Raw genomic sequence first — 12605 nt, forward strand, 5'->3', positions numbered from 1 at the left:
TAATCCCAAGTGTTAATCAGATCTTAAAGACTTCTGCATTAAAATTGCTTCATCACTTCTTCCAGCCAGCCGGCGGAATGAAAATTCAACTTTACTACAGGCTGAACGCCTTTATTATCAATACCTTGTCCCATTGCTACCCGGCGGGAGCGCGTAACAGGATAATGGATAGTGAAATCCGGCGCACTGAAATGCACCTCGCTTACATTCGCATAATCCAATGCACCGCTGGTAGGGGTACCCATTAATTTTACTTTCTGACTTTGTGCAGCTTCCAGCAGGAATTGCTCTGTGGTATTATTACATTGTCCGTTCATCAGCACCACCACTTTGGCGGGCGCCGGCAACGGAGAAGGCAGGATCATGTTTTCATCAGGTCCCATACTCACCAGGCGGCCTTGCAAACCATCACCCTGGTGAATCAATGCACGGATCTGCTCCACGTACTCATCAGGTAATTTTCCTGTCTGCTCATCCAGCACATGCCCCCAGGCGGCAATATTATCCGGCGTAGCAAAGAAATCGGCGCCGGTAATCCTTACCGGCTGGGTATACAGCATAGGTCGCAGGCGTTCGATCAGCTTATCAGTGCCCGCACCACTGTTACGCACATCTATCACCAGGTTGGGCGATCTGCGCAAAAAGTCATCATGGGTATTCATGACGGAATCTGCCTGCGGATATGTTGCAGCGTCGAAGCTGGATAAACGCAGGTAACCGGTGCTGTCGTTGATCTGCCGGAAGAAGAAAGGCGCACCGGCTTCATCAGCGAAGGCGGGCATTTCTCCCGACTGCTTTGCAGACACAATACCACCGGGCTTTTGCCAGCCCAGGGCAGCCAGTCCATCCCGTTGCTTTCCGATGGTGAGGGTATCAAAACGTACCCGCTGATCTGCATAATCGATCAGATCGAATTTGTCCGGGCCATTGGCGGCCAGCTCAAAGAGTACATCACCGGGCTTCCAGGTCGGCACGGGCGATTCCAGGATCACTGCGGCATAAGTGCGCAGTCCTTTTAAATTCTTTACCACGGCTACTTTGTAGCCGGCTGACTGGTACACCCCTGCGATTCCGCTCTGTGGCTGCTTTTCCAGCAGCTCCAGCTGGGCAGGTGTAAGGGACAGATTTTCTTTTACCGGAACATAACCGGTCTGGAGAGTAAGATGCTCGTCGCGGAAGAAGTGCAGGTACCTGTCGACCAGCAACAGGCAATGCGTAGCCCCCTTGATAGTGGCGGCTTGCAGCCGCATTTTGGAAAGCATGCCTGTATAGGCCTGCTGAGTAACCGGTGTTACTTTGTCGATAAAACCTACATAATTCTTCCTGAGGTAAACGGATACGCTGTCAAATTTCTTCCTGCAATCACATTCCTGTGCATATACAACCGTGTTACTCACGAGTAATAACAATACTGCTATTGCTTTCATGGCAAAGGATTTGGATGTTTCTGGCTGATAATAAATGGTCTTTAAATATATATATTCGGAAGGAAACTATCAGAATTTATTTATCATCGTGCCCCATTATTAATAAATTACACGTCCTAATAAAGCGCATATGCATTTAGACGAACTGGAAAGGCTGTATAACGAACAGGCATATACCGAAGCTATCACACAACTGGAAATATACTTACAGGATCACCCGGGAGCCGCCCGGGGCTGGCAACTGCTGGGCTTATCCCAGTTGGAAAATGCCAAGGCCACCGACAACAGGGACCTGGCTACCGCCATGTATCATTCGGCCTATGAGGCCTTCAGCCAGGTGCTGCTCATAGATCCGGCACATGTGCAGGCCCGTGTACACCGCGCCTATATGGGCGCCAACGTGCTGCCCGAAAAAGGAGATGAAACCATCAGTGATTGCGATCTGTTGATCGCCGGCGGAGATGAAGAGCTAACAACCAAGGCATTGCTCTACCGTTTCCAGGTGTGGGTGCTGAAAAACGAAACAGACAAGGCCCTGGCCGATATGCACCGCAACCTGCAGGTGTATGAGTCGCTGTACGCCGACGATCTCCCACAGCTCAACGTAGCCCGGTTTCAATGCTATACCCGCATCGGCGATGTATACTATCATACCGAAAACAGGCCCGCTGCCCTGGAATATTACAAACTGGCCTTCGACTGCACCGTGTTTAACAACCGGCTGCTATCTACTACCTGGTTTGCACTCGACATGGCCGATTACGACTTTGCCGCCGCCATGCTGCAGGTGATGATCAGTGCAGGAGAAAATACCAAGGAAGATATACTCCGCCTGCTGCGGCACGTGCAACAACTGCTGACCGATGGCGTGCGTAATGCAGCGCTGGCAAGTGCTTTCTGTAAAGGCACCACCGAATGCTGGCAGGAGTTTTATGGCGATGATGATGATGAAGGCACGCTGGAACAGATTTCCACCGGCAAACGCTTCATTGCCCAATACCCGGAAGAAGCTTATTTCTATCATTATACCGCCACTGCTTTCTTCAATATCGGTAGCTACCAGGAAGCATTGCCCTGGTATGAAAAATCACTCGCTATCCATGCTTATCCCTTCAGCATGGTAAGATGGTACTTTACAACTTATAAAGTCACGGGGCAATTCCCTGAAAGCTGGCCGGAGCTGTCGCATCCCATTCCGTACGACTGGTACGCCGCCGGCGTTATTTTCAGCGAAATTATTCAGCTGGAAAAAGATCCTGCGGTAAAGCAGGCATCTGTGGCGTTGAAAAGATTTCTCTATAAAAAAGCCTTTGATATTTATCATGCTTACTGGTATGATAATACCGGCGATTCCTATGCCGGCCACCCGCATCATTTTGCGATGTGCTGCAACAACTATGGCATTGCGTTGTATGAAGGAGGCTTCTTTGCGGAAGCTGCGAATGTGCACACTATCGGTTACAACATGTCGCCCTTCTGGGAACAGCTGGAATCCAGAGCAGATGCGTATCACAGCATGGGCAAACTGGCGGAAGCAGTGGCCGACCGCCAGATGATCCTCGCTAATTTTATGGAGGTATTGCCGCTGATGTACTATGTATCCATTCATGAGCGCATGATCGACGATCTGTGTACATTGGAGAAACATGCCGAAGCGCTGCGTCTCTACGAAACAATACTGGAAGAATACGACAGCTTTATTGCCCGCGACATGCAGGAGCTGGAAGAATACGACCGCGATACCATTACGTATAACATTGACCGTATTAAAACTGGTCGCGCCTTTATCCGGACTGATAGCGCTAACGACCTGTCAGAGCGCATCCTGGCGCTGGAAAACCACCTGGTGGAAAAACCGGATGATAGTGATGCGTACTTCAACCTGATGTACCTGTACTTCGACAACGGTCAGTATGATCACTGTATCGGCGCTATCAATAACCGTATTTCTATCGGCGGAATTACGAAGCTGCCGGTGATTTCACAAATGAAAATTTACTACTTCCGTGGGAAAGCAAATCTGAAGCTAGCCCGCTATAAGGCAGCTATTGCAGACCTGTTGTATACGCTGCAGATCATGTCTTCCGGCGATGCAGCAGACAATGCGCCTAACTACCGGTTTGGGGTATACGCTTTTTTAGCGGAGGCTTATCTGGGTGAAAAGGAATATGAGGAATGTCTTGCTTACGCGGCACAGTGCCTGAACATCTACGCCAGTAACAACTGGGCCTGGGATACAGAAGCTTCTTCGATCCGTTATATCATGGCATTGGCCTATGAAGCGAAAGAAGATATTGCGACCTGTAAGAAAATAATAGACCAGATAGTAGCGAATGATCCGGAATTCCGGCCTGCGGCAGAGAAGAAAAACCAGTTGCGGGGAGGTGGATTGTTTTCCTTTTTCCGGAAGAAAAAATAAAAAAAACGTCTTACGCAGCTGGTCTGTGTAAGACGTTTTTATCCCTTACATGGGTTTGTTGAAACTCACCATCCAGTTGATGCCGTATTTATCCACCAGCATTCCAAAGCGGTGTGCCCAGAATGTTTCTTCGAGGGGCATGGTAATTTTGCCTCCGGCAGATAATCCATTAAACAATCGTTCTGATTCTTCAACAGATTCCGTACCCAGCGCCAATGATACGTTATCACCGGTTTTAGGCGGTTCTCCGTTCATGCCGTCAGACGCCATCAGTGCAAAGCCGGGGGCTTGCAGGTAAGCGTGCATGATAAGATCTTTTGCCTGTGGGGGCAGGTCTTTCATGGGTGAATCTCCCATGGTCATTAACTGCAGATCGCCACCCAGGATTTCTTTGTAGAAATTCATGGCTTCGCGGCAATTGGTACCAAAAGTCAGATAAGATGTCAGGCTGGTAGACATAACAATCAATTTTTGGGTGTGAAATTGGAATTCAGGTAGACAATAAAGTTAACCCAAACTAACTTATCAACACCTTATTTCTTACCAGCAGACAGGCGCCGATGATACCGGCCCTTTCGCCGAGCTGGGACATTTTCAGTTTGGAATCATTGCTGACCAGACTCAGGGAATATTTCTTCATGGCGCTTTTGATGGGCAGCCGGATATGATCCTGTGTGGCAGCGAGGGCGCCTCCGAGGATGACCAGTTCTGGGTTGAAGATATTCATGAGCAGGGCTACGCCGCGCCCCAGGTTCTCCCCCACTTTCGCGATCAGTTCTATGGCCAGCATATCGTCGTTGTTGGCAGCTTCAATAATATCGTGGAGATGAATGTCTTCCGGAGACTGGAAATTGCGGGTCAGCATGGAAGATGAGCCGGCAGCCAGTTTATGCCGGAACATATTCACCAGTGCCCAGCCGGAGGCTTCGGTTTCCAGGCATCCTTTTTTGCCGCAATGGCAGATGATTTCATTATCGAACATGGGAATATGCCCCACTTCGCCACTGTAGCCGGATTTACCGTAGTACAGTTCCCCATTGATCAGTACGCCCATCCCGATACCATAGTCGAGGTTCAGGAAAAGTACATTGCGTTCCCCGTTAACCAGGTCGGAGCAGAATTCGCCGTAGGCCATGGCTCGTGAGTCATTTTCCAGGAATACGCGGATGCCTACTTTGGCGGCAATCACTTTGCTGAGTGGTTCATCATCAAAATAGAACAGGCTGTAATTGTAGCCGGTGGCATAGTTGATACGTCCCTGTATATTGATACCGATACCCAGGATCTTTTCTTTGGGCACGGTGAGGCCGTCGATAAAATTGTTGATCAGCAGGCAGAGCTGTTCCAGTGAAGCTTTGGTGTTATCGAGTTCATAGGGCAGTCCTTCTACAGTGGTGACCAGGTTTTTATGGAGGTCGGACAGGCCGAGATTGAGGTGGTCCTGTTTCACGTCCACGCCTATAAAGAAGGCAGAATCCGGTACGAGTCCGTACAGGTTTGGTTTACGGCCGCCGGTCGATTCAATTTTGCCGTAGTCCATGACCAGTCCGTCGGCGATGAGGTCATTGACCAGGTTGGTGACCTTGGGCGTGCTCAGGTTGAGTTCTTTGCACAGATCGGCGATCGTGGCATTGCCGGAATTGGCAAAATAGGCCAGGGCAGCCTTTTTCAGGTTGATATTCTTATAGGCTACACCGGTAGCATTTGCACTGTTTAGTTCTTCAAAAAAGGTTTTAGCCATAGCATCAGATAGACTTTTACAATAATTGCTCTCCAATTTAACAGCTTAATTCTGATTTTTTAAAAAATAGGGGTAGAAAGCGGAGGGAAAGTTCTCTTATAAATGATTTTGTTAATTCGCAAAAAATAATACCTTTGCAATCCTTTTTGAGCTAAAAAAGGGGCTCTTGTCATGTATATCCGGGGCGGTCTCCGGGTAGGAAAAGCAGTAACAGAGCGAGTTCTTTTATTTCCTGCGGATGTGATGAAATTGGTAGACATGCCAGACTTAGGATCTGGTGCCGCGAGGCATGGGGGTTCGAGTCCCTTCATCCGCACCTATAATATTATGTGGCAATGCGTCAATATGGCAACGTGATAATGCTATGCTTTCCCTCCCTTTCATTGTCACTCCTGTCTTATTCAGACACAGTTTCACCTGATTTTATTTAAAAATAGTTTCCTGCCATTCCTACTTGCCGTTGTGACTTCATGGCAGAAAAATAAACAAGGAATCATTATTGCTTCTTAAAGAACACTTTATACAATTCAATTATGGCAACCGTTACGAGAGAAAACATTGGTTTATTGAACGATAAGATCACTGTGAAAGTGAGCCAGGAAGACTACCTTCCTAATTTTGACAAAGCAGTAAAGCAGTTCAGCAAAAATGCGAACATCCCAGGCTTCCGTAAAGGAATGGTACCTGCAGGCATGGTTAAGAAAATGCACGGTCAGGCTATCTTTGGCGACGAAATTCTGAAAACTGTTGAGAGAGAATTAATGGGCTACGTACAGGCAGAGAAGCTGGAAATCTTTGGCCAGCCACTGTCTCTGGAAAAACAGGCAAAAGACCTGGATTTCAACAAACCTGCTGACTACAACTTCGAATTTGAAGTGGGTCTGAAACCAACCTTCGCTGTTACTCCACTGGAAGATAACAAAACCACCCTTACTAAATATAAAGTAGCCGTTACCGATGAAATGGTAAACGACGAAATACAGCGTTTACAGCTGAAAGGTGGAAAAACTACCGAACCGGAAACAATTACTTCAGAAGATAACGTGATTAACGTTAAATTCGAAGAATCAGACGAGAAAGGCAATGTAGTAGAAGGCGGTATCGTTAAAGAAAACGCCTTACTGGTAAAATACTTTGCACCGGCTATCCAGGCGGAACTGCAGGGTAAGAAAAATGAAGACAGCATTGTATTCCAACTGGCTACTTCTTTTGACGAACAGCGTCTTGGCTGGATCCTGAAAGATCTGGGCTTTGAAACTACCGATAAGGAAGCAGCAAAGAAATATTTCAAACTGACGATCACTAAGGTTGGTCTGATTGAAAAAAGAGAATTGAATGAAGAGTTCTTCAAAGAAGTTTATCCGGGAGAAGAAATCACTACAGAAGAAGCTTTCCGTGCTAAACTGAAAGAAGAAATCGGTAAATACTGGGATTCTGAAAGCCGTAACCACCTTCACAACGACCTGTTTGAAGTACTGGTACACGAAACGCCGATTGAATTACCAAAGGATTTCCTCAAACGCTGGCTGCAGGTAGGTGGTGAAAAACCTAAAACTGCGGAAGAGGCGGAAAAAGAATTCCCTTCGTTTGACCACCAATTACGTTGGACACTGATCAGCGATAAACTGGTTAAAGAAAATAAACTGGAAGTTTCTTTCGAAGATCTGAAAGAAAATGCCAAACAAAAAGTATTAGGCTACTATGGCGGCGCCGCTGCTGATGGAGCAGAATGGTTAGACAGCTACCTGGATCGCCTGTTACAGGATGAGAAATTTGTAGACCAGACTTACCGTGAAATGATCACTGCCAAGTTATTTGACTGGGCTGAAGCAAAGGTGAACGTGAAAGAAGAGGAAATCAAAGCAGAAGATTTTGTTAATTTACCTCATAAACATCACCATCATGAACATTAATAACGACGAATTCAGAAAATATGCCATCAAGCATCGGGGAATCAGCAGCCTGGTAGTAGACAGTTACGCTAAAAGCCACCAGATCAACAGTCTGACTCCGTATATCTTAGAAGAACGCCAGATGAATATGACCCAGATGGACGTTTTCTCCCGGTTGATGGCTGATCGTATTATTTTCCTGGGAGATCCCGTGAACGACTACGTAGCAAACGTAATTACTGCGCAGCTGCTGTTCCTGGAGTCTTCCGACCGTAACCGTGATATTCAGATGTACATCAATAGCCCCGGAGGAAGCGTTTACGCCGGCCTGGGTATTTATGATACTATGCAGATCATTTCTCCTGAAGTAGCTACTATCTGTACCGGTATGGCCGCCTCTTTCGGCGCTGTACTCCTGGTAGCAGGTACCAAAGGAAAACGTACCGCACTGAAACACGCACGTGTAATGATTCACCAGCCTCATGGCGGTGCAGAAGGCCAGACCTCAGATATCGAAATCACTGCACGTGAGTTCGTGAAACTGAAAAAGGAACTGAACGAAATCATTGCCGGCCACTGCGGACAACCCGTTAAAAAAGTGGAAAAAGACTCTGACCGTGATTACTGGATGACTGCGGATGAAGCGAAAGAATACGGCATCATTGATGACGTACTCCAGAAAAATCCAAAGAAAAACCTAGAAACACCTCAGTAAAGGCTTAAAGCTCAAAGCATAACTTAAAGCTATTGTAGCGAAGATTATAGCGATATATACAAAAAAACGCTACTATCTTTACTACAATAGCTTTTTTGCTTCCTGAGATGATAAGCTTTACCGTATTAAGACTTACGCTTTCGGCTATTTAGTGTAAATTTGTAACCCTGCAATATCAATGCAGGCAATGATAGTTTCGTAGAAAAATAATCTATTCCGAAATGAAAGAATCAAAAATCCGATGCTCCTTTTGCAGCCGCTCCAAAGAAGAAGTGCAGATACTGATAGCAGGCGCTGAAGGACACATCTGTGAAAACTGTGTAGCCAACGCGCAGGAAATCATTGACCAGGAGTTATTCACTCCGGGCAAGAAAGCCGCTGCTACCGTTGCGCCTCACTTCGCTCCGAAAGTATCCAAGCCAATGGATATGAAAAAGTACCTGGACGAATATGTAATCGGACAGGATGATGCAAAGAAAATCCTGGCAGTTGCTGTATATAACCACTACAAAAGACTCAATCAGCAGATTGGTGATGATGAAGTGGAAATTGAAAAGTCCAACATCATCATGGTGGGTGAAACCGGTACTGGTAAAACATTGCTGGCCAAATCCATTGCCAAACAATTAAACGTTCCCTTTGCGATCGTGGATGCTACCGTGTTCACAGAAGCAGGTTACGTAGGTGAAGACGTGGAAAGTATCCTCAGCCGCCTGTTACAGGTATGTAACTACGATGTGGAAGCTGCTGAACGTGGGATCGTTTATATCGATGAAATCGATAAAATTGCCCGTAAAAGCGATAACCCATCCATCACCCGTGACGTAAGCGGTGAAGGTGTACAACAAGGCCTCCTGAAATTACTTGAAGGAACCGAAGTACTGGTACCACCTCAGGGCGGTCGTAAACACCCGGAACAGAAACTGATCAAACTGAACACACAGAATATCCTCTTCATCTGCGGTGGCGCATTTGATGGTGTGGAAAGAATTATCAGCAGAAGAGTACAGACTCACTCCATCGGTTTTACCGTTAACAAGGAAAAAGAAGAAGAAAACAGAAAACAGATCCTGCGTTACATCAACTCACAGGACCTGAAATCCTTCGGTCTGATCCCTGAATTACTGGGCCGTTTACCGGTAGTGACCTATCTGAACTCCCTGGACAGAGATACCCTGAAACTGATTTTAACAGAGCCTAAAAATGCACTGGTAAAGCAATACAAGAAACTGTTCAAGGTAGAAAATATCGATTTACAGGTAGAAGAAGAAGCGATCGACTACATCGTTGACAAAGCCATGGAATACAAACTGGGTGCGCGTGGATTACGCTCCATCTGTGAAGTAGTACTGAGTGATGCTATGTATGAACTGCCATCTGCCAACGAAACTCATTTTCATCTTACCAAGGAGTATGCACAGGCAAAACTGGAGCAAAGCAACTTCGTTAAACTGAAAGTGGCCTAACTGTTCCGGTTATTATCCGTTAACAGCAACACTATCTATCACCATAAAACCGCTATTTATGCAGGAACTCATTCAGCAATTACAGGAAAAAGCCGGACTCACCACCGAACAGGCAGTGCAGTCCATTGATGTGATCAAAGAATATGTGAAGGGCAAATTACCTCCGTTTATTGCAGGTACAGTTGATAACTGGTTTGCAGGGATGTCAGATAAAGCCGAAGGCAAAAAAGCAGGTCTGATGTATCAGGCAGGTGATTTTCTGGATAACGTGAAAGATAAAGCAGAAGATTGGGCAGAAGAAGCAAAGGATAAAGTATCCGACTTCTTCAACAAAGATAAAAAGTAGCAACCGCTACAGCAAAGGGCTGACCTACAGGTCAGCCCTTTTTTTATGTCGTAAAGCCGTCGTTTTAGCTACGCAGATATTTTGCCGGGATGAAGCGCTCAACTTTAAATCTTCCCACCAAAATAAAGCCTGGCTGCCTTTTTCTCCCCAGCCAATGCGTTTTTAGATGCTTTTGAGATAAAGATATAAAGCTGTTAATTCTTCTTCCGTGTATTGTGCGGTCATCGGCCACGGCATATCCTTTGCCTGCAGCTGCTTCCCTTCCGGTGTCTTACCTGTACGTAAGGTGGCAATAAACTCCTCCTGACTCCATTTACCCACATGCCCTGTGGAAGTGATATTGGCTACCGGAACGCCACCGGGAACGGGGTTATCCCCGCCGGTCAGTGATGGTTTATGACAACCTGTACAGGAAACCGACAAATACTGGCCATACTCCTTTGTAGACGCCTTCACCACCAGGTTGGGCTGCTCGCGTTGGTGATCAATATGCTCCGCCGGGAAAAGCGGTATTTTGCCCAACACCGACAATACTTTTCCCATAGGCCCTATTTTAATAGATACAGACGGGGTATCTATTTTAGGCTGCGCCTTGCAATACGCAATTATAGCCGCAATATCGTGATCATCCAGCCGGGTGAACTCTTCTGAGGGCATGAGCAATAACGTCTTATTTTCGGCATTTAAACCGTGCCGCAGCGCCTTTAACCAGGCTTTATTGTCGTAGCTGGCCGGGAGGCCACCTTTTCCATAGGTAAGATTGCTACCGGCAATCCGCCCGATGGGAGGATCATCGACAAACACTTTTCCCCTCAGATCTGCACCGTGGCATTCACCGCAACCCTTTATTTCATACAGGTGCCGCCCCGCCGCAATGGTGGCGGAATCGTCCGGAACAGGAATATCCCTTACCGTTACCGCATACGTTTTGTTGGTATGCTGATGAAAAAGAAAAGAAAAAATGCCAAAGGCAATTAATACAACTACGATCAGACCAAGCACAAGACGTGCGGTCCACTTTAGAATTTTGGAGAACATAACAAAAGGAATAATTGAGGATGTAAAAGTAATAGGGATAAACCTGCTAGGTATCAGTAGAACTACTGAATTAAAGAAGAATCATAACGTGGATTACAGGCTTCACATTTTACTAAGCGTCTTCTTCTAATACGGGATAAACCAGTCAGACCCGGTATAGAAAAGCACCCGTATTACAGGGTGCTTTTCATTGCGTAAAAGTGTTTCAAATCGTACTTGATTTTGTGTGTTAAGGTTGATAAACGGTAAAGAGTGATGAATTAACCCAAATTTAACGTTCCTTTTGCAATATTCAATAACACTAAAGGGGTAATATTAAATTATTTTGAAAAAATGATGAACGGCTTATAAAAGCTCTTTTCATAAATTATAAAAATACTATTCCCTCAATAAGATCAAAATCAATAGCAAAATCGTTATTCTATCTCAGTGCTTCCCGGGCAATAACGATCTTCTGAATTTCGGAAGTTCCTTCCCCGATAGTACATAATTTTGCATCACGATAAAATTTTTCCACCGGAAAATCCTTCGTATAGCCATAACCGCCAAAAATCTGTACCGCATCATTGGCTACTCTCACTGCTACTTCAGAGGCATAATACTTTGCCATGGCGGCCTGCTGGGTCATTTTCACCTTACGGTTTTTCATATCTGCGGCCTGCATGGTCAGCAATTCTGCCGCTTCAATTTCAGTGGCCATATCCGCCAGCTTAAAGGATACCCCCTGGAAGTTGGAAATAGGCTGATCGAACTGGTGACGTTCTTTGGAATACTTCAATGCTGCATCCATAGCGCCTTTGGCAATACCGAGAGATAATGCGGCAATGGAAATACGACCGCCGTCGAGTACTTTCATCGACTGGATAAACCCGTCGCCTTCTGCACCCAGCATGTTTTCTGCCGGAATGCGGCAATTGTCAAATATCATTTCTGCGGTTTCTGATGCCCGCATGCCCAGTTTATTCTCTTTCTTGCCACCGCTGAATCCCGGTGTGCCTTTTTCAACGATGAAGGCAGTCATACCATGACTGTCGCGCACATCGCCGGTACGGGCTATCACTACTGCCACGTCGCAGCTTTTACCATGGGTGATCCAGCATTTGGTACCATTCAGTACCCAGTCGTTGCCGTCTTTCTTTGCAACGCATTTCATATTCATGGCATCGGAACCAGTGTTGGGTTCTGTTAAACCCCACGCGCCGATCCACTCTCCTGTGGCCAGTTTGGGCAGGTAACGCTGTTTCTGCGCTTCATTGCCGAATTGTAAAGTATGACCGGTGCACAAAGAATTATGTGCTGCCACGCTTAAGCCAATGGCCCCGCAAATGCGTGAAATCTCACTGATCACCGTTACGTATTCCAGATAGCCCAACCCGCTCCCACCGTACTCCTGCGGCACCAGTACCCCCATGAGACCCAGTTCTCCCAATCGCTTAAACACCTGCACCGGAAACTCCTGTGATTCATCCCATTCCATCACGTAAGGCTGTATGTTTGTCTTTCCGAAATCCCGGATCATTTGTGCAATCTGTTGTTGCATTTCCGTAGGCTCAAAGTTCAT

General features: G+C 46.4%; 10 protein-coding genes and 1 tRNA gene. 6 read left to right on the forward strand and 5 right to left on the reverse strand.

Features of this window, described 5'->3' with window-relative positions; all coding sequences use genetic code 11:
- Positions 1 to 38: 38 nt before the first annotated feature.
- Positions 39 to 1427: a S41 family peptidase gene (locus BMW79_RS00340; RefSeq protein WP_089889021.1), complete on the reverse strand. Its 1389-nt coding sequence runs from the start codon at positions 1425 to 1427 to the stop codon at positions 39 to 41.
- 130 nt (positions 1428 to 1557) lie between these two features.
- Between BMW79_RS00340 and BMW79_RS00345 the strand changes: the two genes are divergently transcribed.
- A complete protein-coding gene (locus BMW79_RS00345) occupies positions 1558 to 3846 on the forward strand; it encodes a tetratricopeptide repeat protein (protein WP_089889024.1) in 2289 nt (762 codons plus the stop codon).
- Positions 3847 to 3891: 45 nt separating this feature from the next.
- Here the strand turns inward: BMW79_RS00345 and BMW79_RS00350 are convergent, their stop codons facing one another.
- Both BMW79_RS00350 and BMW79_RS00355 read right to left on the reverse strand, forming a co-directional pair.
- Complete coding sequence (locus BMW79_RS00350; RefSeq protein ID WP_089889027.1) at positions 3892 to 4305, reverse strand: VOC family protein; 414 nt, start codon at positions 4303 to 4305, stop codon at positions 3892 to 3894.
- Positions 4306 to 4363: 58 nt separating this feature from the next.
- Positions 4364 to 5587, reverse strand: coding sequence for an ROK family transcriptional regulator (locus tag BMW79_RS00355; RefSeq protein WP_089889030.1), 1224 nt, complete (start codon positions 5585 to 5587; stop codon positions 4364 to 4366).
- Between the two features lie 234 nt (positions 5588 to 5821).
- Between BMW79_RS00355 and BMW79_RS00360 the strand changes: the two genes are divergently transcribed.
- The 5 genes from BMW79_RS00360 (at position 5822) to BMW79_RS00380 (ending at position 10006) form a co-directional block, all read left to right on the forward strand.
- Positions 5822 to 5903: transfer RNA gene (locus BMW79_RS00360), tRNA-Leu, on the forward strand.
- A 217-nt stretch (positions 5904 to 6120) separates the two neighbouring features.
- The gene (gene tig / locus BMW79_RS00365; protein ID WP_089889031.1) at positions 6121 to 7500 is read left to right on the forward strand and encodes a trigger factor; all 1380 of its coding nucleotides are present in this window, start codon (positions 6121 to 6123) and stop codon (positions 7498 to 7500) included.
- Positions 7490 to 8194 (forward strand): ATP-dependent Clp endopeptidase proteolytic subunit ClpP, encoded by a 705-nt coding sequence (clpP, locus tag BMW79_RS00370; protein WP_089889034.1) that lies wholly within the window; start codon positions 7490 to 7492, stop codon positions 8192 to 8194. Before tig ends, clpP begins: the two co-directional genes overlap by 11 nt.
- A gap of 221 nt (positions 8195 to 8415) precedes the next feature.
- Complete coding sequence (clpX, locus tag BMW79_RS00375; protein WP_089889036.1) at positions 8416 to 9660, forward strand: ATP-dependent Clp protease ATP-binding subunit ClpX; 1245 nt, start codon at positions 8416 to 8418, stop codon at positions 9658 to 9660.
- Positions 9661 to 9718: 58 nt separating this feature from the next.
- Complete coding sequence (locus BMW79_RS00380) at positions 9719 to 10006, forward strand: hypothetical protein (protein WP_089889039.1); 288 nt, start codon at positions 9719 to 9721, stop codon at positions 10004 to 10006.
- A gap of 162 nt (positions 10007 to 10168) precedes the next feature.
- Here the strand turns inward: BMW79_RS00380 and BMW79_RS00385 are convergent, their stop codons facing one another.
- Together BMW79_RS00385 and BMW79_RS00390 are read right to left on the reverse strand one after the other, a co-directional pair.
- Positions 10169 to 11044, reverse strand: coding sequence for a c-type cytochrome (locus BMW79_RS00385; RefSeq protein WP_089889040.1), 876 nt, complete (start codon positions 11042 to 11044; stop codon positions 10169 to 10171).
- A gap of 421 nt (positions 11045 to 11465) precedes the next feature.
- A complete protein-coding gene (locus BMW79_RS00390; RefSeq protein WP_089889043.1) occupies positions 11466 to 12605 on the reverse strand; it encodes an acyl-CoA dehydrogenase in 1140 nt (379 codons plus the stop codon).

This window comes from Chitinophaga arvensicola (assembly GCF_900110835.1).
GTDB classification, from domain to species: Bacteria; Bacteroidota; Bacteroidia; order Chitinophagales; family Chitinophagaceae; genus Chitinophaga; species Chitinophaga arvensicola.